The sequence below is a fragment of the Paenarthrobacter sp. NPDC089322 genome, from assembly GCF_040684895.1.
GTDB lineage: Bacteria > Actinomycetota > Actinomycetes > Actinomycetales > Micrococcaceae > Arthrobacter.
Window position 1 is genome coordinate 248,298 of record NZ_JBFBGW010000002.1, and the last position, 23,131, is coordinate 271,428.

Annotated in this window: 22 protein-coding genes; 3 read left to right on the forward strand and 19 right to left on the reverse strand. The window is 63.3% G+C overall.

Annotation, left to right across the window (positions count from 1 at the left end):
* Nucleotides 1–7: 7 nt before the first annotated feature.
* Nucleotides 8–952: an alpha/beta hydrolase gene (locus AB0N65_RS03190; protein ID WP_364157586.1), complete on the forward strand. Its 945-nt coding sequence runs from the start codon at nt 8–10 to the stop codon at nt 950–952.
* Nucleotides 949–2,052, forward strand: coding sequence for a glycosyltransferase family 1 protein (locus tag AB0N65_RS03195; RefSeq protein ID WP_364157588.1), 1,104 nt, complete (start codon nt 949–951; stop codon nt 2,050–2,052). Before AB0N65_RS03190 ends, AB0N65_RS03195 begins: the two co-directional genes overlap by 4 nt.
* Here the strand turns inward: AB0N65_RS03195 and AB0N65_RS03200 are convergent.
* The 13 genes from AB0N65_RS03200 to pyrR all read right to left on the reverse strand — a co-directional run bounded on the left by AB0N65_RS03200 (nt 2,049) and on the right by pyrR (nt 17,118).
* Nucleotides 2,049–4,145 carry a primosomal protein N' gene (locus tag AB0N65_RS03200; RefSeq protein WP_364157995.1) on the reverse strand — a complete coding sequence of 699 codons (2,097 nt, stop codon included), beginning with the start codon at nt 4,143–4,145 and terminating at the stop codon, nt 2,049–2,051. The two genes, AB0N65_RS03195 and AB0N65_RS03200, sit on opposite strands and share 4 nt — an antisense overlap.
* A gap of 183 nt (nt 4,146–4,328) precedes the next feature.
* Nucleotides 4,329–5,558 carry a methionine adenosyltransferase gene (gene metK, locus AB0N65_RS03205; RefSeq protein ID WP_364157590.1) on the reverse strand — a complete coding sequence of 410 codons (1,230 nt, stop codon included), beginning with the start codon at nt 5,556–5,558 and terminating at the stop codon, nt 4,329–4,331.
* A gap of 76 nt (nt 5,559–5,634) precedes the next feature.
* Nucleotides 5,635–6,891, reverse strand: coding sequence for a bifunctional phosphopantothenoylcysteine decarboxylase/phosphopantothenate--cysteine ligase CoaBC (gene coaBC / locus AB0N65_RS03210; protein WP_364157593.1), 1,257 nt, complete (start codon nt 6,889–6,891; stop codon nt 5,635–5,637).
* A gap of 26 nt (nt 6,892–6,917) precedes the next feature.
* Nucleotides 6,918–7,178, reverse strand: coding sequence for a DNA-directed RNA polymerase subunit omega (gene rpoZ, locus AB0N65_RS03215; protein WP_017197559.1), 261 nt, complete (start codon nt 7,176–7,178; stop codon nt 6,918–6,920).
* 39 nt (nt 7,179–7,217) lie between these two features.
* Nucleotides 7,218–7,790, reverse strand: coding sequence for a guanylate kinase (gmk, locus tag AB0N65_RS03220; protein ID WP_364157596.1), 573 nt, complete (start codon nt 7,788–7,790; stop codon nt 7,218–7,220).
* 21 nt (nt 7,791–7,811) lie between these two features.
* On the reverse strand, nt 7,812–8,138 hold the full coding sequence (gene mihF / locus AB0N65_RS03225; RefSeq protein ID WP_364157599.1) for an integration host factor, actinobacterial type: 327 nt from the start codon (nt 8,136–8,138) through the stop codon (nt 7,812–7,814).
* 129 nt (nt 8,139–8,267) lie between these two features.
* Nucleotides 8,268–9,131, reverse strand: coding sequence for an orotidine-5'-phosphate decarboxylase (gene pyrF / locus AB0N65_RS03230; RefSeq protein ID WP_364157602.1), 864 nt, complete (start codon nt 9,129–9,131; stop codon nt 8,268–8,270).
* Nucleotides 9,124–12,432 carry a carbamoyl-phosphate synthase large subunit gene (gene carB, locus AB0N65_RS03235; RefSeq protein ID WP_364157605.1) on the reverse strand — a complete coding sequence of 1,103 codons (3,309 nt, stop codon included), beginning with the start codon at nt 12,430–12,432 and terminating at the stop codon, nt 9,124–9,126. The genes pyrF and carB overlap by 8 nt, the downstream gene beginning before the upstream one ends.
* On the reverse strand, nt 12,432–13,673 hold the full coding sequence (gene carA / locus AB0N65_RS03240; protein ID WP_364157608.1) for a glutamine-hydrolyzing carbamoyl-phosphate synthase small subunit: 1,242 nt from the start codon (nt 13,671–13,673) through the stop codon (nt 12,432–12,434). Before carA ends, carB begins: the two co-directional genes overlap by 1 nt.
* A complete protein-coding gene (locus AB0N65_RS03245; RefSeq protein ID WP_364157611.1) occupies nt 13,654–14,172 on the reverse strand; it encodes a hypothetical protein in 519 nt (172 codons plus the stop codon). Before AB0N65_RS03245 ends, carA begins: the two co-directional genes overlap by 20 nt.
* Nucleotides 14,172–15,527: a dihydroorotase gene (locus tag AB0N65_RS03250; protein WP_364157614.1), complete on the reverse strand. Its 1,356-nt coding sequence runs from the start codon at nt 15,525–15,527 to the stop codon at nt 14,172–14,174. The genes AB0N65_RS03245 and AB0N65_RS03250 overlap by 1 nt, the downstream gene beginning before the upstream one ends.
* Nucleotides 15,527–16,537 carry an aspartate carbamoyltransferase catalytic subunit gene (locus AB0N65_RS03255; RefSeq protein WP_364157617.1) on the reverse strand — a complete coding sequence of 337 codons (1,011 nt, stop codon included), beginning with the start codon at nt 16,535–16,537 and terminating at the stop codon, nt 15,527–15,529. The genes AB0N65_RS03250 and AB0N65_RS03255 overlap by 1 nt, the downstream gene beginning before the upstream one ends.
* Entirely contained in the window at nt 16,534–17,118 is a 585-nt protein-coding gene (pyrR, locus tag AB0N65_RS03260; protein ID WP_364157620.1) for a bifunctional pyr operon transcriptional regulator/uracil phosphoribosyltransferase PyrR, read from the reverse strand. Before pyrR ends, AB0N65_RS03255 begins: the two co-directional genes overlap by 4 nt.
* Nucleotides 17,119–17,273: 155 nt before the next feature.
* Here pyrR and AB0N65_RS03265 point away from each other — a divergent pair, with 155 nt between their 5' ends.
* On the forward strand, nt 17,274–18,524 hold the full coding sequence (locus tag AB0N65_RS03265; RefSeq protein ID WP_364157622.1) for a PrsW family glutamic-type intramembrane protease: 1,251 nt from the start codon (nt 17,274–17,276) through the stop codon (nt 18,522–18,524).
* 94 nt (nt 18,525–18,618) lie between these two features.
* Here the strand turns inward: AB0N65_RS03265 and nusB are convergent, their stop codons facing one another.
* From nusB to aroC, 6 genes are all read right to left on the reverse strand, one after another.
* A complete protein-coding gene (gene nusB / locus AB0N65_RS03270; RefSeq protein WP_364157625.1) occupies nt 18,619–19,029 on the reverse strand; it encodes a transcription antitermination factor NusB in 411 nt (136 codons plus the stop codon).
* Entirely contained in the window at nt 19,029–19,592 is a 564-nt protein-coding gene (gene efp, locus AB0N65_RS03275) for an elongation factor P (RefSeq protein ID WP_364157627.1), read from the reverse strand. The genes nusB and efp overlap by 1 nt, the downstream gene beginning before the upstream one ends.
* Before the next feature lie 165 nt (nt 19,593–19,757).
* Entirely contained in the window at nt 19,758–20,279 is a 522-nt protein-coding gene (locus AB0N65_RS03280; protein ID WP_364157630.1) for a tetratricopeptide repeat protein, read from the reverse strand.
* Entirely contained in the window at nt 20,276–21,367 is a 1,092-nt protein-coding gene (aroB, locus tag AB0N65_RS03285; RefSeq protein WP_364157633.1) for a 3-dehydroquinate synthase, read from the reverse strand. Before aroB ends, AB0N65_RS03280 begins: the two co-directional genes overlap by 4 nt.
* Nucleotides 21,364–21,930 carry a shikimate kinase gene (locus AB0N65_RS03290; protein ID WP_364157636.1) on the reverse strand — a complete coding sequence of 189 codons (567 nt, stop codon included), beginning with the start codon at nt 21,928–21,930 and terminating at the stop codon, nt 21,364–21,366. Before AB0N65_RS03290 ends, aroB begins: the two co-directional genes overlap by 4 nt.
* Complete coding sequence (gene aroC / locus AB0N65_RS03295; protein ID WP_364157639.1) at nt 21,930–23,129, reverse strand: chorismate synthase; 1,200 nt, start codon at nt 23,127–23,129, stop codon at nt 21,930–21,932. Before aroC ends, AB0N65_RS03290 begins: the two co-directional genes overlap by 1 nt.
* Nucleotides 23,130–23,131: the final 2 nt, after the last annotated feature.

Consider the following 23,131-nt stretch of genomic DNA (forward strand, 5'->3'; position numbering starts at 1 on the left):
CTGCCGTATGGAAAAAGTGGACACCGCGCACACCCCTGAAGGTGCACAGGCCCAGGTCGGGTTCTTCAGCAAGACCCTCGCCGGGCGAACGTCCGCCTCGGATGTGGACGTGGACGGCAGCAACGTAGCTTATTGGACGTACGAACCGGTGGTGAAGAACCGGAAGACCCGCACTATCTTGGTCATCCACGGTTTCCGCGGTGACCACCACGGATTGCTGCGCGTTGCCGACCAACTCCAGGACATGCGCATCATCATGCCGGACCTCCCGGCCTTCGGCAGCTCGGAGCCCTTCCGCACCGGCGAACATACCGTGGAACGCTATGGCCGCTTCATCTCAGGCTTTATGTCCGCCCTCGGCCTGGGCCAGGACACGGTGCTGCTGGGCCACTCCTTCGGTTCCATCATTGCCAGCCACTTTGCCGCCGCCAACCCTGGCGCGGTGCGGCCCCTGATCCTCATCAATCCCATCGCAGCGCCGGCCTTGGAAGGGCCCAAGGGCGTCATGACCAAGCTTGCGGTGTTCTATTACGAAATCTCCGCCAGGCTGCCCAAGGCAATGGGACTGGCCGTCCTTCGGAACCCTGCCATTGTTCGTCTGATGAGCATCACCATGGCCAAAACCAAGGACAAGGACCTTCGCCGGTTCATCCACGGTCAGCATCATGCCTACTTCAGCGCCTTTGCGGACAGGAAAAGCCTGCTGGAATCCTTCAAGGCCTCTGTATCGGGGACTGTGACAGACGTCGCCGACAAGTTGCGGCTGCCCGTCCTGCTCATCGCGGGCGAAAAAGATGAGATCGCCACGCTCCCCACGCAGTACAAACTCAGGGAGCGCCTACCGGATGCGACGCTGGAAGTCATCCCCGGCGTCGGGCATCTTATCCACTATGAGACGCCGGTCCCGGCGGCTGCAGCCATTCGAACCTTCCTGGAGGATCATCCAAAGTGAAAATCGTCATCGACGCCCGCTTTACCCGAACGGACCACCACGATGGCATCAGTCGCTACGGATCAAGCCTCATTGCCGCGACGTCCAAGCTGGCGGATGTCACCATGCTCATCAACGACAAACGGCAGCTTGCCTTGCTGCCGGATGTCCCCTACGTCATGGTCAACAGCCCTTTGTCCCCTGTGGAACTCTTCGTCGCCCGCAAGGTCAACGCCCTGGGTGCCGACGTCGTGGTCTGCCCCATGCAGACGATGGGCACTTTGGGCCGACGATACTCATTGATCCTTACCCTGCACGACCTCATCTACTATGAGCACCCGGCTCCCCCGGGCTTCCTCCCGGCGCCCGTGCGCCTTCTGTGGCGTCTGTACCACAAGGCATACTGGCCCCAGCGCCTGCTTCTGAACCGTGCCGACGTCGTGGCCACTATCAGCCGGACCACCGAGGCCTTGATCGCCAAATACAAACTGACGACGCGACCCGTGCGAATCGTTGGCAACGCCCCGCAACCCGGCCAAACGCCGCGCGATCCGGCAGCAGGCGCAGACAAGACACTGTTGTACATGGGATCCTTCATGCCTTACAAAAACGTGGAGACCATGATCCGGGGCATGGCGGAACTGCATGATTACACCCTGCACTTGCTGAGCCGGATCACTCCGCAGCGCAGGGCCGAACTTGAGGCGATCGTTCCCGCGGGTGCCGACGTCCAGTTCCACAACGGCGTCACGGACGCCGAGTACGGAAAGCTGCTCGACAGGGCAACGGCCCTCATCAGCCTGTCGCGTGCCGAGGGCTATGGCTTGCCGTTGGTCGAGGCCATGTCCTTGGGAACCCCGGTGATTGCCAGTGATATCCCGATCTTCCGCGAAGTAGGCGCCGACGCCGTCAGCTACGTCGATCCCGAATCACCGGCAGATTTCGCCGCCGCTGTCCGGACACTCGGCAACGACCCAGTATGGCAACAGCACTCCCGGCGGTCCGTGAAAAGGGCGGCAGAGTTCGACTGGGACAACTCAGCCCGTCAGCTGCTGACTGCGGCCGAAGAAGCCATCGCCCTCCGCAAGCGCACAAGCCAGGGGTCGCGGCGGACGGACTAAAGGACGTCCACGCCATCGAGCCTCAACTGCACCGGGCCCGACGCCCGTTTCGCTGCGTTTGATGCTTTGACGGAGCGCATGGCCTTGGTGGTATCAGCTGCGTCTGCATAGGGGATGAAGTAAAGTGTCCGGACTTCTGCAGCGGCCTCCCGGGTAACGGCATTCGTTGGTTCACCGGCTGGCATAGCTGCCCCGGCGTACGAGTGCACAGGGGCAGGTCCCACACTGCGGAGCTTTTTGCCCACCGGGACTGCCGCTTCCAGGCTGGCGGAAAAGCGCTCGACGTCGGCCCTGGGCCCTGTCACGGAAGCTACCCTCACGGCGGGGGGCAGCTGAAGCTCCTTCCGGAGCGCAAGCTCGCGCGAAGCATAACCCGCAGCGTCCCAACGCAACAATGCGCCGGTGGCTGTGGTGTCGTCCGCGGTGATGACTACCAAGCCGCCTCGAGTGGCGGGTTGAACCAAAGCTGCCGCATTGAACCATCTGCGGACCGTATCCTCGCCCGCCCGAAGGTTTTCCCGGCGGAGCAGCGAATTCCCGTCCAAAAGCAGTGCCGCCGCATAACCGTTGGGCGCCACGGGCTCAGCCCCCACCGTGGCAACCACGAGTGCGGGAGCATCGGGAACCGCGGCTCTCACATGCTCCCCGGACGATGTAATGACCGAATAGCCAGGGAAAGCCCTCCCGAGTTCCTCTGCCGTGCGGAGTGCGCCCGCCGCTCCCCGGCGGAGCCGCGTGCCGCCGCAGTGGTGGCACCGCCATTGGGGTGCCGGGGTGGAGCACCAGCGGCAGGCAGGAATTGCCGATGTACCTGACAATGCCAGGGGGCCCTGACACGTAGTGCAGCGGGCAAGTTCCCGGCACGTTTCACATACTAGCGAAGGTGCGTATCCGGCACGGGCCACCTGGACCAGGACGGGCCCGCGCTCCAGGCCCTCCTTGGCCGCCCGCCACGCAGCGCCGGGCAAGCGCGCGATGCGCGCCAACGGGTCACGTTCCTGTTCGAAACTGTCGGCAGTGTTCAGGACGCGGGGCGCGACGGCGCGGAGGACGGTTCGTGGGGCTTCAAGTGGCACCGCCCAACCAAGCTCCACCAAGCGCTGGAGTTCGGTACTGCGATTGTGCGAGGCCATGAGGCATGCGGCGTTCTCCTGTTCCGCGCGCAGGAGGAGGACTTCCCGTGTGTGTGCATACGGGCCACGCTGCTCGATGTGGAGGTCGTCACCGTCGTCCCAGCAAACCACGAGCCCGAGGTCGCGGACCGGTGCGTACGCCGCGGAACGCGTGCCGATGGCCACACGCGCTTGCCCCGTAAGCAGCCGGACGAAATTCCTGTAACGGGGTGTTTGGCCGTCGTCAGCTGTCAGTCGGGCAACGTCATCGGCCGGCAGAACCTTGGCAAGAGCCGCTTCCAGTTGCTCGAGGTCACGATAGTCCGGCACCACCACTACGGCACCACGGCCTGAAGCGCGCACAGCGGACACGGCCGACGCAATGAGTGCCGGCCATCCTTCCGGCCCATACCCCTGCAGGGCCGTCAGCACTGCTTTGGGCGAAGCTCCTGCGCCAAGGTGCTGCAGGAAGGCCGGACCATTGGAATAGGGCGCCCACACGCCGTGGTCCGAGGTTCCACTCAATTCCGGTGGCGTCGGGATGTCCACCTCAAGGTCCGCGGACAGCACTTCCTTCTCGATCCTGGCCACGCGGGGAGGAATCGCCGTACGCAGGACATCGCTCACGCTGCCGGCATACCGCGCCGCGATGGTACTTGCCAGCGCAGCGATCCCGGCTGTAAGGACGGGAAGTGGTGAAACCACCTTATGGAGCGGAGTCAATGGATGTCCGGCGTCCGAGTCCTCGCGCCTCTCCAGCACGTAGCCGTTGAGCTCCTGGCCATTGAACTTCACCTTGACGCGTACGCCGGGGACGGCTGAGTCATCCAGTTCGGCCGGCACGCCGTAATCGAAAGGCCTGTCCAAATGGGGCAGGGAGGACTCAAGAAGCACCCGTGCCACCGGGTTGCCCGCAGCCAGGGGAGGACCAGTCACGGGCGCCGTGTCCGGGAAGCCTTGGAGCAAAGAGGGTTGCAGCATGGGCTGCCGGGCTCCATGTCCTGCCACGCCGGTCACCTCCGGTTCCTTTCGACTCTCTCCGGGTATTAACGCAAGTGCCCGCAGCGGGATTGACCCACTGCGGGCATCTCTGTGGCTCCACACAATCATGAGCCTATGACAAAAAGGCCCGGTGCCAGCGAGCGGACCCGGTCCCTTCAACCATCAGGCGTTGAAGAATTCCTTCAGGTCGGCCACCCGGTCCAGTCGCTCCCACGTGAAATCGGGTTCGTCACGGCCGAAGTGACCGTGGGCCGCGGTCTTGGTGTAGATGGGCCGCTTGAGGTCCAAAGCGTCGATGATGGCCCGGGGACGGAGGTCGAAAATCTCGTTGATTGCCTCGCTGATACGTGCGGGGTCCACAGTTTCCGTGCCGAACGTCTCGACGTATGTTCCCACGGGGCGCGCTTGGCCGATTGCGTAGGCGATCTGGATTTCCGCGCGCTTCGCCAGACCTGCGGCCACGACGTTCTTCGCTACCCAACGCATGGCGTAGGCTGCGGAACGGTCCACTTTGGACGGATCCTTACCCGAGAAGGCTCCGCCACCGTGACGCGAGAAGCCGCCATAAGTGTCAACGATGATCTTGCGGCCGGTGAGTCCCGCATCACCCACCGGGCCACCGATCACGAAAGCACCCGCAGGGTTGAGAATGTTGGCCGCCCGTGAAATATCCAGGTTGGAGGTTGCCAGGACCGGATCAATGACATGGCTGGCGAGGTCGGCGCGCAACTGCTCCAAGGACGTTTCCTCGGCGTGCTGGCTGGAGATGACCACCGTTTCAACGGAAACCGGCCGGTCGCCGTCGTACCCTACCGTGACCTGCGTTTTCCCATCCGGACGGAGGTACGCCAGTTCGCCGCTCTTGCGGACTTCGGTGAGCCGCTCCGACAAACGGTGGGCAAGCCAGATGGGCGTCGGCATGTACGATGCCGTCTCGTCGCTGGCATAGCCGAACATGATGCCCTGATCGCCGGCGCCCTGGAGGTCGTAGTCGTCCTCCTGGCGGCCTTCGCGCGCCTCAAGCGAATTGAAGACGCCCCCGGCGATGTCGTTGGACTGCTGGCCGATCGAGACCGACACGCCACAACGGGCGCCATCGAAGCCGTTGGCCGAGGAGTCGTAGCCGATTCCCAGGATGGTTTCGCGGACGATCTGCGGGATCTCTACGTAGGCGTCAGTGGTGACTTCGCCCGCGACATGTACCAGACCGGTTGTGGCCATGGTCTCAACGGCCACGCGGGATTCAGGGTCGGCTGCCAGGAGCGCGTCCAGAATGGCGTCGCTGATTTGGTCGCAGATCTTGTCCGGGTGCCCTTCAGTGACCGACTCGGACGTGAAGAGCCGGAGCTTGGACGGGGTGCCGTGGTGTTCATGGTGCAGCGGTAAAGTCACGTGACTACCTTACTGTGTTGAGGGTCAGCGGCTTTTGCCGTGTGTCCCTTTGCTAAGAATCGGTAAGTGCAGGCAGTTACGGCGAGGGAAAGACCCGCGCCAGCTCGGCGCCCACCCGGTCCACCACGGCGGCAGCAACGTCAGCCTTCGAACCGGACGCGGATTGTGGCTCGGCACCGCGGCCGGAGAGGATCACAACGGAGTTGTCGTCCTGCCCGAATACCCTGCCGACACCTACATGGTTGACCACGAGGAGGTCGCAGCCTTTGCGCTTGAGCTTGGCCGTCGCATGCTCCAGGACGTCACCCTGGGCGTCTCCGGTTTCAGCTGCGAATCCCACGATCAGCTGCTGGCCGCCCTCAGCGTTCCGCCGTTCCACCAGTTCGTGCAGGATGTCCGGGTTGCGCACCAGCCGGACCAACGGTGCGTCCTCGCCGTCGACCTTCTTGATTTTGGTTTCGGAAGTTTCCGCCGGACGGAAGTCGGCAACTGCCGCTGCCATGATGACGACGTCGGACCCGGCCGCCGCTTTCAGCGCCGCCTCACGCAGTTCCAAGGCTGATTCAACGCGAACAAGCTCGACACCTTCCGGTGGTTCGACGTCCATGTGTGCTGCAAGGAAACGAACAGTTGCTCCGGCCGCCAGTGCAGCTGACGCCAAAGCCGCTCCTTGCTTGCCGGAGGAACGGTTGCCGAGGAACCTCACGGGGTCCAGCGCTTCCCTGGTTCCGCCTGCTGAGATGGTCACTGTGCGGCCGGCCAGCGGGGTGTGCGCGCGGCCCTGCGGTACTGCGCCGGACTCCGTATCGACCCCTGCCAAAGCGATTGCCGCGGCAAAGATTGCCTCCGGTTCGGGGAGGCGGCCGGGTCCCGAGTCGGCACCCGTCAGGCGCCCGCTGGCCGGCTCGAGGACGGTCACTCCACGGCTGCGCAGCGTTTCCACGTTGGCCTGAGTGGCAGCGTGCTGCCACATTTCGGTATGCATGGCCGGCGCGAACAGCACCGGTCCGTGTGCCATCAGGAGGGTGTTGGTGAGCAGGTCCCCGGCTTGGCCGGTAGCGGCCTTGGCCAGCAGGTCTGCGGTGGCCGGGGCAACGACTATGAGGTCAGCCTCATGTCCGAGGCGGACATGGTTGACCTTCTCGACGTCGTCAAAGACGCTGTTGCTGACGGGGTTGCCGGAAAGTGCCTCCCAGGTAGCCACGCCCACAAACCTGGTGGCGGCTTCGGTGGGGATGACCGTGACTTTGTGTCCGGCTTCAGTAAAAAGCCGGAGGAGCGATGCAACCTTGTAGGCTGCAATCCCTCCCCCGACCCCGAGGACTATGCGCACGTGACCTCCGTCAACAGGCAGTCTGTCTATTCTGCAGGCTCGATCGGCGTGGACACCAGGAGGCCTTCGTTGATCTCGCGGAGCGCGATGGAGAGGGACTTCTCGTTCAGCTTGGTGTCAACCAAGGGACCGACGTACTCAAAGAGGCCCTCGTGGAGCTGGGCATAGTACGCGTTGATCTGACGGGCACGCTTGGCGCCAAAGATCACCAGGCCGTACTTGGAATCGGCAGCCTCAAGCAGCGAATCGATCGGCGGGTTGATGATGCCTTCAAGGTTCGTGGACACGAAATCTCCAAATTCTAGCGGGCCGACAAATGCAAGCGCTTAGCGCTGGTGCGGGGTTAGCCCCATGAGTGAAACAAGCTCGTCCGCTGCCCGGCGAACGTCGTCATTGATGACGGTGTGGTCAAACTCCGGTTCAGCAGCAAGTTCCAGTTTAGCGGTTTCCAGCCTGCGCTGCTGTTCTTCGGCAGTTTCAGTGCCGCGTCCCACAAGCCGACGGACCATTTCTTCCCAGCTGGGCGGGGCCAGGAAGACGAATTTAGCGTCCGGCACCGCAGCCTTGACCTGCCGCGCGCCCTGGAGATCGATCTCCAGCAGGACGGACTTGCCCTCTTCGATAGCCGCGTTGACGGTGCTCCGCAGGGTCCCGTAGCGGTTCTGGCCATGGACGACAGCCCATTCCAGGAGCTCGCCCTGGGCCACCAATGCGTCGAACTCGTCGGCCGACTTGAAGAAGTAGTGCACGCCGTCCTTCTCGCCGGGCCGTGCTGCACGGGTTGTGGCCGACACGGACAGCCAAACCTCTGGATAGTTGTCCCTGATGTAGGTGGATACGGTTCCCTTGCCAACAGCAGTGGGGCCTGCAAGGACAGTCAGTCCAGGTTTCTTGCTCACGGATTCCTTCGGGGAGATGCGTCAAACGCTTTGCTGGGTCTCCATAAAATCTACCAGCGCCCGCGCCTGGTGAATTCCCAATCCGCGGATACGCCGGGACCCGGCTATCCCGATCTCCGCCATGATGCCTGCCGCCCGTACCGGACCTATGCCAGGCAACGCCTCCAGCAACTCGACTACGCGCATCCGTGCTATGGCGTCGTCCGTGGTTCCTGCCGAGATGAGTTCGGAAATGCTGACCTCGCCGCGTTTAAGCTTCTCCTTGGCAGTAGCACGCGTAGCCCGTGCCTTGGCAGCCTTCTCCAAAGCGTCGGAACGTTCCTGCGGCGTCAGCTCTTTAAGGGCCATTGCACACTCCCTCACCTCGGAAATCGCGATGCGGATCACACGACTGATGCTGAACCTACCGGCAGGGGGCCCGTTGCGCAATGAGATTTGATGCGCAACGGGCCCCTGGTCGCGGTACCGGTACGGATCCTAGGCGCGGAGTCCCGCCAATGTCTCTTCCGTAGCTGCCCGCAAGGCTGCCACCGTAGGTCCTGCTGCCAGGATCCCGCGGCTGGACGTGGCCAGGACGGCCGGATAGGCACTGCCAAAAGTTGCCCGAAGGTCAGCCGGCGTAGCCCCCTGGGCTCCAAGGCCGGGAGCAAGGATCGCTCCCCGGAGTGGACCGAGATCAACCTCCAGGTCTTCCAGGGCAGAGCCGATCGTGGCCCCTACAACCAACCCCACTGATCCCAAGGCGCCCGCGTATCGCTGGTTCTCCTCCGACGCGGCAGCCACAATCCGCCGGGCAACGGAGTCGCTGCCGCCAACATGCTGGACGGATTTGCCTTCCGGGTTGGACGTCAACGCGAGCACGAAGACTCCCCTGCCGTTCTGCGCTGCAAGGTCAAGTGCCGGCCGCAGCGACTCAAAGCCCAGGTAGGGGCTCAGGGTAACGGAGTCCGCGGCCAAGGCTGAACCGTCGCGAAGCCACGCATCGGCATAAGCTGCCATGGTGGAACCGATGTCGCCCCGTTTGGCGTCGGCGATGCTGAGCACCCCGGCATCCGAAGCGGAGGCCAGCGTACGCTCCAAAACGGCCATGCCGGCTGAGCCGTGACGCTCATACAGTGCCACCTGGGGCTTCACCGCGGCAGCGAGGGAAGCCACCGCCTCCACGACAGTGAGGGAAAAACGCTCCAGCCCCGCGACGTCGTCGTTCAGTCCCCAATCAAGCAGTAACTGCGGGTGGGGGTCGATCCCGACGCAAAGCGGACCCCGCGCGGCCATGGCCGCGGCCAGCCGGGAGCCAAACGACTCCCGGGCCGGCTGCTGTGCTCCGTGCGACTCAGGCATTCGTGGCTTCCAGGGCGGCCGTCAGGTTGGCTGCGTGCTCCTGCAGGCTGGTGACGGACCACTCGTAGGTCCTCAGTGCCTCGATTGCCTGCACAGCAGCATTGAATTCAGCCACCGTGGTGATGCAGGGAATGCCGATGGAGGTTGCCGCTGCGCGCAGCTCGTAGCCATCACTGCGCGCTTCGCCGCCGGACGGCGTGTTGAAGACCATGTCGATCTCACCGGCGACCACGAGGTCGGCAATGGTGCCCTCTCCCTCAGCGCTGCTTCCCTCTGCTACCTTGCGGACAGGAGTTGCCTGGATGCCGTTGCGCCGCAGGACATCGGCGGTGCCACCCGTGGAGACAATCTCGAAGCCAAGGTCCGAGAGGCGCTTAACGCCCATGATTACTGAGCGCTTGTCGCGGTTGGCCACGGAAACGAAGATCTTGCCCTCCGTAGGCAGCGCGTTATTGGCACCGGCCTGGCTCTTCGCGAACGCGGTGTCGAAGTGCTTGTCGATGCCCATGACTTCGCCGGTGGAGCGCATTTCCGGGCCAAGGAGTGAGTCCACAACCTTGCCTTCGGGAGTGCGGAAGCGGCTGAAAGGCAGGACGGCTTCCTTGACGGCAACGGGCGCTTCCAAGGGCAGCGAGGAGCCGTCACCGGTTTCCGGCAGCATCTTGTAAGCGCTGCGGAGCTGGTTGATGGTGACCCCAGTGCCGATGAGCGCTGCGGCCTTGGCCATCTGCACGCCGGTGGCCTTGGAAACAAACGGAACCGTACGCGAGGCACGCGGATTGGCTTCAAGGACGTAGAGGACGTCCGAAGCCAGCGCGAACTGGATGTTGATCAGGCCACGCACCCCAACACCTTCAGCGATGGCGCGCGTCGCCGTCCGGACCCGCTCAATCACGTTGCTGCCCAAGGTGATCGGTGGAAGCACGCAGGCGGAGTCGCCGGAGTGGACGCCGGCTTCCTCGATGTGCTCCATGATGCCGCCGAGGTACATGTCATTGCCATCGAACAAGGCGTCGACGTCAATTTCGACAGCGTCTTCCAGGAAGCGGTCGATCAGCACCGGGTGGTCCGGCGTGATTTCCGTTGCGTTGGCAATGTACCGGGACAGGTTGGCTTCGTCGTAGACGATCTCCATTCCGCGGCCGCCCAGGACATAGGAAGGACGGACCAGCACGGGGTAGCCGATTTCGTCGGCGATCTTCTTGGCGTCCTCGAAGGAGACAGCCGTACCGTTCTTCGGGGAGGTCAGTCCTGCCTCATCCAGGACGCGGGCAAACGCACCACGGTGCTCGGCGAGGTCGATCGCTTCGGGGGACGTGCCGAGGATGGGGACACCGGCGTCGGCCAGCTGCTGGGCGAGCTTCAACGGAGTCTGGCCACCCAGCTGCACGAATACGCCCATGACGCCGCCGGTACGCTCTTCGGCGGCGATGACTTCAAGGACGTCCTCAAGGGTCAGCGGCTCGAAGTAGAGGCGCGTGGAGACGTCGTAGTCGGTGGAGACAGTTTCCGGGTTGCAGTTGACCATGACGGTCTCGTACCCGGCCTTGCGGAGCGCCATGGAAGCATGGACGCAGGAATAGTCGAACTCGATACCCTGGCCAATGCGGTTGGGGCCGGAACCGAGAATGATGACCGACGGCTTGGAGTGCAGGCCTACTTCATCTTCCTCGTCATACGCCGAGTAGTGGTACGGCGTGTAGGCAGCGAACTCTGCAGCACAGGTGTCCACCGTCTTGTAGACCGGACGGATTCCCAAGGCCTGGCGGACGCCGCGGACGACTGCCTCGGAGTTGTGCGTCAGAGCACCGATCTGTTCGTCGGAGAAGCCGTGGCGCTTGGCGTTGCGCAGCATGTCCTCGCTGAGGACGCCGGCTTTCCGGATGTCCTGGGCGGTCTCGTTGAGCAGTTGCAACTGGTCGAGGAACCAAGGGTCGATCTTGGTGGCGGCATAAAGGTCTTCGACGCTGGCACCGCCCAGAAGGGCACGCTGCACCTGGTACAGGCGGTCGGTGGTGGGGCGCTTGGCCTTCTCCACGAGCTCCGCGACTTCGTACTCGGGCACGGGGCTGAAGTCCAGCTGCGAACCCTTCTGCTCGAGGGAGCGCAAGGCCTTCTGGAGGGCTTCCGTGAAGTTGCGGCCCATTGCCATGGCCTCGCCCACGGACTTCATGGTGGTGGTCAGCGTGTTGTCGGCAGCCGGGAACTTCTCGAATGCGAAACGCGGAACCTTCACGACGACGTAGTCGAGCGTCGGTTCGAAGGATGCAGGGGTCTTCTGCGTAATGTCGTTCGGGATCTCGTCCAGCGTGTAGCCAAGGGAAAGCTTGGTGGCGATCTTGGCGATGGCGAATCCGGTGGCTTTGGAGGCCAGCGCCGAGGAACGGGAAACACGCGGGTTCATTTCGATAACCACGACGCGTCCGGTGTCCGGGTGGATGGCGAACTGGATGTTGCAGCCACCGGTGTCAACGCCGACTTCACGGATCACGGCGATGGCGACGTCACGGAGCTTCTGGTACTCACGGTCCGTCAGGGTCAGTGCAGGGGCAACGGTGATGGAGTCACCTGTATGCACGCCCACGGGGTCGAAATTCTCAATGGAGCACACAACAACGACGTTGTCGTTTTTGTCGCGCATCATCTCGAGCTCGTATTCCTTCCACCCGAGGATGCTCTCTTCGAGCAGGACCTCGGTGGTGGGGCTGTACTGCAGGCCCTGGCCAACGATGCGGCGGAGGTCGTCCTCGTTGTAGGCCAAGCCCGAACCCAGGCCACCCATGGTGAAGGAGGGACGGACGACCATGGGGTAACCGAGGTCCTCGGCCGCAGTGAAAGCTTCCTCCATGGTGTGGATGATGTGGCTGCGGGCAGATTCGGCGCCACAGCGCTCCACGACGCCCTTGAATTTTTCACGGTCCTCACCGAGTTCGATGGCAGCGATGTTGGCACCGATGAGCTCGACGTTGTATTTCTCCAGCACGCCGTTCTTGTCCAGCGCAATGGCCGTGTTGAGTGCGGTCTGGCCACCCAGTGTGGGCAGGACGGCGTCCGGACGTTCCTTGGCGATGATCTTCTCCACCACCTCGGGCGTGATGGGTTCAACATAGGTGGCGTCAGCGAATTCGGGGTCCGTCATGATCGTGGCGGGGTTCGAGTTCACCAGGATGACGCGGAGGCCTTCGTCCTTGAGGACGCGAAGCGCCTGGGTACCGGAGTAGTCGAACTCGGCCGCCTGGCCGATGACGATCGGGCCCGAACCGATGACAAGGACGCTCTTGAGATCTGTACGCTTGGGCATTACTTCTTGTCCTCAGTCTTGGATTCGGTGGAGTTTTCAGCGCCGGCTTTGGTTTCGGCCATCAGGTCGATGAAGCGGTCAAAGAGGTAGGCGGCGTCGTGCGGTCCCGCGGCAGCCTCGGGGTGGTACTGGACAGAGAACGCAGGGATGTCCAGGCAGGCAAGCCCTTCAACGACGTCGTCATTCAAGCTGACGTGGCTGACCTCGACACGGCCGTAGCGCTCTTCCGGGGCGACCGTGGCACCGTTCATGGGTGCATCCACGGCAAAGCCGTGGTTCTGAGAAGTGATCTCCACCTTGCCGGTGCGCCGGTCCATGACCGGCTGGTTGATGCCGCGGTGGCCGTAGCGGAGCTTGTAGGTGCCGAACCCGAGTGCCCGGCCGAGGATCTGGTTGCCGAAGCAGATGCCGAAGTACGGGAGCTTCTCGTCCAGCACCGAACGGAGCAGCTTCACCTGGTGGTCAGCCGTTGCGGGGTCGCCGGGGCCGTTGGACATGAAGAAGCCGTCCGGGCTAACGGCGTTCACCTCTTCGAGGGTGGCCGTCGCTGGAAGGACGTGGACGCGGACGCCGCGCTCCGCAAAGCGTACCGGCGTCATGGCCTTGATACCGAGGTCGACGGCGGCAATGGAGAACCGTGGTTCGCCTTCCCAGCCGTGGTCCTTGGGTTCCACGACGTAGGCTGCGTCGATGCTGACTTCCTCGGCGAGGGCGGAGCCTTCCATCGGGGCGCTGGCCAGGACGATGTCAAGCAGTTCCTTGTCGGAAGCCTTGGCGGCATCCCCGGAGAAGATGCCTGCACGCATGGTCTTGTGTTCGCGGAGGTGCCGGGTGATGGCGCGGGTGTCCACGCCTTGGATGCCCACGATTCCCTGGGCTACGAGTTCATCGTCAAGGCTCCGCTCGGAGCGCCAGTTGGAGGGACGGCGGGCGGCGTCGCGGACGACGTAGCCGGCCACCCAGATCTTGCGGGATTCAGCGTCTTCGCTGTTGACGCCCGTATTGCCGATGTGCGGTGCCGTCTGCACCACAAGCTGGCGGGCGTAGGAGGGATCGGTGATGGTCTCCTGGTATCCGGTCATGCCGGTGGCGAAGACCGCCTCGCCGAGGGCAGTTCCCTGGGCACCGTAACTGCGGCCGCGGAACATGCGGCCGTCTTCCAGTACCAGTACTGCTGCTGAGGGGGTGGGTGTGGTGGCTGCGTTACTGTCCGTCACTTTATTACTTTCCACTATCGGCATCTGCCTGAGGGGCTGCGGAGATCAATTCTTGGATGGCTTCGAGGAGGAGTTGCTTGTCGGCGGCGTGTCTGGAACGGAAGCCGGTATCCAGTTCCCGGGAACCGAGCTTCCAGCTGATAACCAGGAGTCCGCCCTTTTCGACGAACTTTCCAGCCATGCCATCGGTTTCGTGGCTGTCCGTGAGGGCACTGCGGGGAATGAACACCGGTGCGCCGCCGGAACGGTCGAAGAGAACACCTTCCCGGTGGATGCTCAATTCCGCGTTGGTTCGGATTCCCAGGCCCTGCACCGCGATCCGGTCCAGCCAGTCGCCGGCCGTCGTGGTGGCAACGTATTGTCCTTCCGCCACCACGGTGGCGGGCGTCAGCTGTTCCGGCACCTGCGGGAGGCGTTCGACGTCGGCCTGCCGCCTCAGCCGGTTCCGCCACCCTGCGGCGATGAGCGCGAAGGCGACGATGATGACGGAGAGGACCAGCAAGCCGGGGAGGATTTTGTCCATTATTTACCGCTGACTGCCCCGGCTGTTTCCGGGGTGGTGGTGTCTTCGGAATACCGGTACGGCGTGTTCAGCTTGCCGTTGAGGACCGTGGGGTGGCCCTTGAAGAACGTGGCCACGACGGATCCGGGCAGCTCTTTGCCCTTGAATGGTGAGTTGCGGCCCATGGTTGCCATCTTATGGGGGTCCACCGTCCAACGCGCAGCGGGATCCACCAGGATGACATTGGCCGGTTCCCCGACTTCCAGCGGCCTTCCTTGATCAGCAACCCGGCCAATGACGGCCGGTGTGAAGGAGGTCACCCGGGCAAAGTCCGCCCACGTCATCAAGCCGGTTTCGATCATGGTCGCTTGGACTACCGACAACGCGGTCTCCAGGCCGGTCATGCCCATCGCAGCCTGGGCCCACTCGCATTCCTTGTGTTCGCTGGGGTGCGGGGCGTGGTCCGTTCCGACGACGTCAATGGTTCCGTCAGCAAGGCCCTCGCGGAGTGCCTGGACGTCGGCATCCGTGCGCAGCGGCGGATTGACCTTGTAGACAGGGTCATAGCTGCGGACCAACTCGTCGGTAAGGATCAGGTGGTGCGGGGTGACCTCGGCGGTCACGTTGATGCCACGAGCCTTGGCCCACCGGACTATTTCAACGGAACCTGCCGTGGAGACGTGGCACACGTGCAAGCGGGAACCCACGTGCTGGGCAAGGAGGACGTCCCGGCCAATGATGCTTTCCTCGGCAACAGCCGGCCAGCCGGCCAGTCCCAGCACCGCCGAAACGGCCCCCTCATTCATCTGTGCACCAGCGGTAAGGCGCGGCTCCTGCGCGTGCTGGGCCACGACGCCGTCGAACGCTTTGACGTACTCCAGTGCGCGACGCATGAGAACGGGGTCATGGACGCAAATGCCGTCGTCGGAGAACATCCGCACCTGGGCGCGGGAATCGGCCATGGCGCCAAGCTCCGCGAGCTGCTCGCCCGCGAGTCCGACAGTTACCGCGCCCACAGGGCGCACATCAACCCAACCCGAGGCGCGGCCGAGGCTGTGTACCTGTTCAACGACCCCGGCCGTGTCAGCGACCGGATTGCTGTTGGCCATGGCGTGCACGGCCGTGAAGCCGCCCAGGGCAGCGGCTCGCGTGCCGGTCTCCACAGTTTCGGCGTCCTCACGGCCTGGCTCGCGCAGGTGCGTGTGCACGTCCACCATGCCGGGAAGGGCAACGAGGCCGCTGCCGTCAATGACGGTGGCCCCATCTTCCTTGAGGTCCTTGCCTTTGGCAGCGATGAATCCGTCGCGGATGAGCAGGTCTTCGGCTTCGCCGCCGAGAATGGCGGCCCCACGGATCAAGTACGTGTTTTCGGCCATCAGTTGCTCTCCTTGGTGGGCTGGGTTGCGGAGGTGGGGGCTGCGTCCCGGGAATCGCCGGAAAGCAGGAGGTAAAGAGCTGCCATGCGGACGGACACACCATTGCGTACTTGAGCAAGCACGGTGGAACGCGGCGAATCTGCGGCAGCTGAAGAAATTTCCAGGCCGCGGTTCATCGGGCCCGGGTGCATGATGATGGTGTCCTTCATGCCGAGGTCGTCCAGGGCCTGGAGCCGGGCATCGTCGAACCCCCAGCGGCGCGAGTACTCGCGGGTGGACGGGAAGAACGAGGCGTTCATTCGTTCACCTTGGACCCGCAGCATCATCATGGCGTCCACGCCGGCTTCCAGCGTCCTGTCCAGGTTGTAGCTGACTTTGCAGGGCCAGTGCTCGACGCCGATCGGCAGCAGTGTGGGCGGCGCAACCAAGGTGACGTCGGCACCCAGGGTGCGGAGCAGCCACACATTGGAACGGGCGACCCGGGAGTGCAGGACATCGCCGGCAATGGCCACCCGCATACCCTTGAGGTCGCCGCCCGTGGAGGAAGTTCCGTTCAGCTGCGACCAGTGCCTGCGCATGGTGAACGCGTCAAGAAGGGCCTGCGTCGGGTGCTCGTGGGTGCCGTCACCGGCGTTGATGACGGCGGCATCGATCCAGTCCGTGGCGGCGAGGCGGTGCGGTGCGCCGGATGCCCAATGTCGAATGACAACTGCGTCGGCGCCCATGGCAGCCAGGGTCTGGGCGGTGTCCTTCAGCGACTCGCCCTTGGAGACAGAAGAGCCCTTCGCCGCGAAATTGATGACGTCCGCCGACAAGCGCTTCGCTGCGGCTTCAAAAGAAATCCGTGTGCGGGTCGAATCCTCGAAAAAGAGGTTGACCACAGTACGGCCGCGGAGTGCGGGCAGCTTTTTGACTTCCCGGTCGCCCACAGCGGACATTTCCTCGGCTGTGTCCAGGACACGTATGGCATCCCGGGCGCTGAGGTTTTCGGTGGAGAGGAGGTGCTTCACTTGCCGGCCTCGATTACTACTTCGTTGACCGGCACGCCGTCCACGGAGTCGGTTTCCTCAAGGTGGACGCGCACTTTTTCGGCGGACGAGGTGGGCAGGTTCTTGCCCACGTGGTCGGCGCGGATGGGCAGCTCCCGGTGGCCCCGGTCAACCAGCACCGCGAGGCGGACAATCCTGGGCCGGCCCAGGTCCACCAGCGCATCCAAGGCGGCACGGATGGTGCGGCCGGAATACAGAACGTCATCTATGAGCACCACGACCTTGTTGTCGATCCCGCTCAACGGCAGGCGGGTGTGGTGCGGAGGGCGGGTCGGCTGGTGTGAGAGGTCGTCACGGAACATTGTGACATCGAGTTGGCCGACAATTGTCTCGGCGTTGACCGTGGGGTCGGCTGCAGCGATCTTGTTCGCGAGCCGTACAGCCAAGGGATAGCCGCGGCTGGGAATGCCCAGGAGAACCAGGTCCTGGGAGCCCTTGTTGGCTTCGAGGATCTCGTGGGCGATACGAGTAAGCGCACGGTCGATATCCGCCTGGTTGAGGACAACCCGCGACGGCACCTGCGCTGACGTGACTTCAGTCATCGCTCGTCTCCCCTTTCCCCGCCTCACGGGACGGAATTAAAAAAGGAATATTTGCCTTTCAAAACTACCACAGCAGCCCGTTCGCACCTCACCGGGTCAACGGGGCGCCAGTGAGTTTAAGCTCACACTTCCGGCGGTGGAATAGGCTCTAAACCATGAGCACCAACCATCCCGGCCATCCTGGTGGACACCAGCCATACCCGCGACCGTACTTGGAACCGGCAGCGAATCCGACGTGGATCGGCCGCGTGCAGCCTGGCAACTACCAACCGGCCCCTGGCAACCCCGGAACGCTCCCCCGCCAGACGTGGGCAGTCCCGGCCGCACAGCCCCGCCGCTCACCGGGCACCCTTCCCCTGCTCCTGGCAGGAGGCGTGTTGGTGTTCGGCAGCCTCTTGCTGGTGGTCCCCTTCCTTCTGGGCAACACCGGCATTACAGGCTTCGTCGTCGGATTCGTTGCTTCGCTGATTCCGCTCTCGGTCGTATTGCTGACAGTCCGACTCATTGATCGGTGGGAACCCGAACCGAACAGGTTGCTCTGGTTTGCCTTCACGTGGGGTGCAGCAGTCTCGATTGCGGGCACCCTTTTGATCCAACCCGTCTTTGCCCTCGCCGCTCCCACCACCAGCGAAGAAGCGTTCACCTACTTCATGGCAACGGTGCAAGCGCCGATCGTCGAGGAATTCACCAAGTCGTTGGGCCTGTTGTTGCTGGTCCTGGCGGCACGCAAATACTTCGACGGGCCTGTTGACGGGGTGGTGTTCGCATTCACCATTGCTGCCGGCTTCGCGTTCACGGAAAACATCCTCTACTTCGGTCGGGAGATCGCCTCATCGTCCGATCCCGGCACGGACCTGGTGCGGATCTTCATCCTTCGCGGGGTCATGTCACCCTTCGCCCACGCCATATTTACCGGGACCACGGGCTTGATCATGGGCTTTGCCGCCCGCAGATGGCACTCCGGTTACGCGGTACTTGCCTTCTTCATCGGCCTGTTGCCGGCCATGTTCCTGCACAACCGATGGAACAGCATGGGACAGGACTTCCTGGTTGACTACTTCGTGGTCCAGGTGCCCATCTTCCTTGTGGCTGCCCTCGGCATCATCTTCCTTCGACTCGCGGAAGGCAAGCTCACCCGGCAGCGTCTGTTGGAATATGCCAGGGCCGGCTGGTTCACTCCGGCCGAAGTGGAGATGCTTGCGACAACCCGCGGGCGTCGCCAGGCGATACGCTGGGCAGCATCGCGCGGCCGTGCTGCACAGATGCGGGCCTTCATCAAGGGGTGCACTGCGCTGGCCTTCACTCGGCAACGAATCCTGAGCGGCCGCGACGTGCCCGTCCACCAGCACGACGAACTCGAACACCTCCGCGCCATCCCGGCTTTGAGGGCGGCCGTCCTGACCTAGTTTTAGCCGCGAGGGTAGCCGTGGCCGCGAAAAAACCCGCTTCCACACTAACTGTGGAAGCGGGTTCTTCATGTCAGGGACACAGCCCTGATGCCTACGCCAGGAGCGAGGGCTTGAGCTTTTGGAGCCTGCCGAGCAGTCCGTTGATGAACGTCGGGGATTCGTCGGTGGACATCGACTTCGCCAGCGCTACGGCTTCACTGACGGCAACACCATCAGGGACGTCGTCGTTGTAAAGCAGTTCCCAGGCGCCGATGCGGAGGATGATGCGGTCCACCGAAGGCATCCGCTCCAGCGTCCAGCCCTGCGCATAGGTCTGGAGGAATTCATCAATGGTGGGCTGCATCGAAACCACGCCCTCCACGATTTCCACGGTGTAGGGATTGATGACGAGATCAGTCTTCTCCCGACGGGCCTTCAGCGCGTCAAATGCCGAGACGGAACGCTGTTCCGCCTCGAAAAGTACCTCAAGGGCCCTGTTACGGGCTTTACCGCGTGCACTCACTAGTCGTTGACCCGGCCAAGGTAGCTGCCGTCACGGGTGTCGACCTTGACCTTGGTGCCCTGCTCGACGAACAGCGGAACCTGGATCTCGTAACCCGTTTCAACGGTTGCCGGCTTGGTGCCTGCGGACGAACGGTCGCCCTGGAGGCCTGGCTCGGTGTAGGTAATTTCGAGAACGACGCTCGGGGGGAGCTCGATGTAGAGCGGCGTGCCCTCGTGGATGGCGATGTTGACCATCTGGTTCTCAAGCATGAAGTTGGTGGCATCGCCAACGGTTGCCCCGGAAACGTGGATCTGGTCGTAGTCCGTGGTGTCCATGAACACGAAGTCTTCGCCGTCCTGGTACAGGTACTGGTAGTCGCGGCGGTCCACGGTGGCGGTCTCGATCTTAAGGCCGGCGTTGAAGGTCTTGTCGACCACCTTGCCGGACATGACGTTGCGCATCTTGGTACGGACGAAAGCGCCGCCCTTGCCCGGCTTGACGTGCTGGAACTCAAGGACGTTCCAGAGCTGGCCTTCGAGCTTCAGTACGGTGCCGTTTTTGATGTCGTTTGTGGTTGCCACTTGTATCCTCTGGTTTCTCTCACTGGGTCCTGCTGCGTTGTGCAGCGTCCAGCCGTGTATGCCAAGCCAGCATGCCAACGGCCCGCCAGCGCGTATTTATCAAAAATCCAACAACCATTCTACCGGCAAACCGGCAGTGGCTCGTCGTCGGCCCGTGTCAGAGGATCAGGACGCAAGTTCCAACACGTTGCGTGCGCGTTGCAGCGCCACCGCCGATGAGTAGATCAGCGCCGCGTCAGCAGCCATGGCAACCCTCAGGTCCAGGGCCTTGGCGAACTCCTCGGAGGCAGCCAGGGCGTTGCCGCTGACGAAGTAGGCCCGGCCCAGGTACTGGTGCACCACGGCTTCCTTTGTACTGCCCTGTACTTCCTGCAGAAGCTGACGGAACAACTGCACGGCACGGTCCGTGCGGTTCGTCGCGCGGTGCACCTCGGCCTCGAAAATCCGGAGCCGGAACGATTCGGGATCCTTGTAGCGGGCTTCCGCCAGGAGTTCCGCAGCTTCTTTGGGCTGGTTGTCCAGCAAAAGGGCCATAATCCGGTCCGCGGGATCCTCGGAGGCCTGCAGCGCAGTCTCCATGGCGTCCTCGTTGACGATCACGGGAAGGAGGGTGTCCGGATTCATGCGGACGCCAGGGAAGCCTGCAGTAGGCCAGTCGCTGATTCCCTCAGTCATTGTGGCCGTCATGATGCGATCTCCTGGTAGGCGGCGAACAGCAGCGATGTGTCAGGAACATCGAGGATGCCCGGCTTGGCGATACCGTCCAGGACGACGAAACGCAGCAGGTCACCTCTTGATTTCTTGTCCCTGCGCATGCCGTCAAGCAAACCCTGCCAGCGGTCGTTGCGGTAAGTGGTCGGCAGCCCCAGGCTTTCGAGAATGGCGCGGTGCCTGTCGGCGTCGGTGTCGGTGAGCCTTCCGACGCTGCGCGACAGCTCGGCGGCGAACATCATGCCGACGGAAATTGCGGCGCCGTGCCGCCAGGAGTACCTTTCCACCAGCTCGATGGCGTGGCCAAGGGTGTGCCCGTAGTTGAGAATCTCCCGAAGCCCGGATTCCTTGAGGTCCTGCGACACCACGCTCGCTTTGACGCTGATGGCCCGCTCGATGAGCTCCCGAACGACATCCGAGCCCGGGTCGGTCACGGCGTCAGTATTCTTCTCGATAAGGTCCAGAATCGCGGGATCGGCGATGAATCCACACTTGATGACTTCTGCCATCCCGGAAACCAATTCGTTTTTGGGCAGGGTCTGCAACGTGTCCAGATCGGCGAGGACCGCCGCTGGCGGGTGAAAGGACCCCACGAGGTTCTTGCCTTCGGCTGTATTGATTCCGGTCTTGCCGCCAACCGAGGCGTCAACCATGCCGAGGAGGCTCGTGGGCATGTGGATGACCTTGACCCCGCGAAGCCAGGTCGCTGCAACGAATCCCGCAAGGTCGGTGACTGCACCGCCGCCAACAGCCACAATGGCGTCCGAACGCGTGAAGTCGTTTTGGCCAAGAACCTGCCAGCAGAAGGCCGCCACCTGGATGTGCTTGCCTTCTTCAGCGTCCGGGATCTCAGCTGTCAAGGCTGTGAAGCCGGCGGACTCAAGCTCGTCACGCACCGTATCGCCAGTGAGGCGCAAGGCCCGGGGATGGATGACAAGGACCCGCCGGACCCTCTCACCGAGCTTGGCGGGAAGGGTCTCCAAGAGGCCGCGGCCCACGACGACGTCGTAGTTCTCCCCGGCGGACTGGCCGGTCACCTTGATGACAGTTGCTTCGTTGCTCACTTTTCAACTTCCTCTTTCAAGGCTGCATGCTGGCGCAGCCGCTCCTCCAGCAGGAGGCCGATTTCCGCGATGGATCCGGAACGGACGTCCAACACGATGTCTGCGAGGCGCTCATAGACGGGACGCCTGGTGGCGAACAAAGCTTCCCACCGGGACATAGCGTCCCCCTGCAGCAACGGGCGCCCCGTGTTGCGCGCTATCCGGTCTGCGACGGTCTCAGCGTCACATTCGAGGTAGACCACTGTGCACTCCCCCAGCAATTGCTGGGTCCCTGAATCCAGCACGGCCCCGCCACCAAGGGAGATGACCGCCGGTTCGTTCTTGGCGGACTCGATGGCCTTCGCCACTGCCCTGGCCTCAATTTCGCGAAAGGCGTGTTCTCCCCTCCCGGCAAAAATGTCGGCGATACTCCCGTGGGCAGCAACGACAACAGCGTCCGTATCAACGAATGGAATGCTGAGTTGCTGTGCCAGTTGCTGGCCGATCGCGGACTTGCCGACCGCCATGGGACCCACGAGGACAACGGGACGGCCCACTGAACCGTCCGGGATTGCACCCGCCACTACCGGCCGACCGAGTCCAAGGTAGCCGGGATGTTCTCAAGGTAGCCCTGCAGGTTCCGCGCAGTCTCCGCTACGGAATCACCACCAAACTTCTCCGCGATTGCTTCGGCCAGGACGAGGGCCACCATTGCCTCGGCGACGACACCCGCTGCGGGAACGGCACAAACGTCCGAGCGCTGGTGGTGTGCCTTGGCAGGCTCTCCCGTGCTGACGTCAATCGTGCGCAAGGCGCGGGGAACGGTAGCGATGGGCTTCATGGCTGCACGGACACGCAGCACTTCACCAATGCTCATGCCGCCCTCGATCCCGCCGGCCCGATTGGTCTGGCGGATGATCTTGCCCTTTTCATCTTTGACGATCTCATCGTGGGCGGCGGAACCGCGGCGGGCCGCGGTGAGGAACCCGTCCCCGACCTCGACGCCCTTGATGGCTTGGATTCCCATGAGTGCAGCCGCGAGTCGGGAATCGAGGCGCCGATCCCAGTGGACGTAGCTGCCGAGTCCGGGCGGAAGCCCGTAGGCCAGTACTTCGACAACGCCACCGAGGGTTTCCCCTTCCTTGTGGGCAGCGTCCACCTCGGCAACCATGGCATCGGAGGTCTCGCGGTCAAAGCACCGCAAGGGGTCCGCGTCCAGAGCAATGACGTCCTGCGGCGAAGGCAGTGGTCGGCCTTCAGGTACGGTGACGCTGGCAATGGAAACCGTGTGGCTGACCAGTTCGACGCCCAACTGCTTGAGGAATTGGGCGGCAACAGTCCCCAGGGCAACGCGGGTGGCCGTCTCGCGGGCACTGGCACGTTCAAGAACCGGACGTGCTTCATCGAAGCCGTATTTCTGCATGCCGGTGAAGTCGGCATGGCCGGGGCGCGGGCGGGTCAGCGGTGCATTGCGTGCCTGGTCGGCCAGAAGTTCGGCATCCACGGGGTCAGCCGACATGATCTGCTCCCATTTGGGCCACTCTGTGTTGCCTACTTGGATGGCAACGGGACCACCCTGGGTGATTCCGTGGCGGACCCCGCCGAGGATTGTGACTTCATCCTGTTCGAACTTCATTCGGGCGCCACGACCATAGCCCAGGCGGCGGCGCGCCAAGGCATCGCGGATCTGCCCGCTGGTGAGTTCCACACCGGCAGGCACGCCTTCAACAATTCCGATCAGAGCCGGACCATGGGATTCACCGGCAGTCAACCAACGCAACATAT

What these genes read in the sequence shown, in the direction of transcription:
- AB0N65_RS03190 (WP_364157586.1), top strand. Translation starts at nt 8, where the DNA reads ATGGAAAAAGTGGACACCGCGCACACCCCTGAAGGTGCACAGGCCCAG.
- AB0N65_RS03265 (WP_364157622.1), top strand. Translation starts at nt 17,274, where the DNA reads ATGAGCACCAACCATCCCGGCCATCCTGGTGGACACCAGCCATACCCG.
- AB0N65_RS03245 (WP_364157611.1), bottom strand. Translation starts at nt 14,172, where the DNA reads ATGGACAAAATCCTCCCCGGCTTGCTGGTCCTCTCCGTCATCATCGTC.
- carA (WP_364157608.1), bottom strand. Translation starts at nt 13,673, where the DNA reads ATGCCGATAGTGGAAAGTAATAAAGTGACGGACAGTAACGCAGCCACC.
- AB0N65_RS03250 (WP_364157614.1), bottom strand. Translation starts at nt 15,527, where the DNA reads ATGGCCGAAAACACGTACTTGATCCGTGGGGCCGCCATTCTCGGCGGC.
- carB (WP_364157605.1), bottom strand. Translation starts at nt 12,432, where the DNA reads ATGCCCAAGCGTACAGATCTCAAGAGCGTCCTTGTCATCGGTTCGGGC.
- pyrR (WP_364157620.1), bottom strand. Translation starts at nt 17,118, where the DNA reads ATGACTGAAGTCACGTCAGCGCAGGTGCCGTCGCGGGTTGTCCTCAAC.
- mihF (WP_364157599.1), bottom strand. Translation starts at nt 8,138, where the DNA reads ATGGCCCTTAAAGAGCTGACGCCGCAGGAACGTTCCGACGCTTTGGAG.
- aroC (WP_364157639.1), bottom strand. Translation starts at nt 23,129, where the DNA reads ATGTTGCGTTGGTTGACTGCCGGTGAATCCCATGGTCCGGCTCTGATC.
- pyrF (WP_364157602.1), bottom strand. Translation starts at nt 9,131, where the DNA reads ATGCCTGAGTCGCACGGAGCACAGCAGCCGGCCCGGGAGTCGTTTGGC.
- AB0N65_RS03280 (WP_364157630.1), bottom strand. Translation starts at nt 20,279, where the DNA reads ATGACGGCCACAATGACTGAGGGAATCAGCGACTGGCCTACTGCAGGC.
- AB0N65_RS03200 (WP_364157995.1), bottom strand. Translation starts at nt 4,145, where the DNA reads ATGCTGCAACCCTCTTTGCTCCAAGGCTTCCCGGACACGGCGCCCGTG.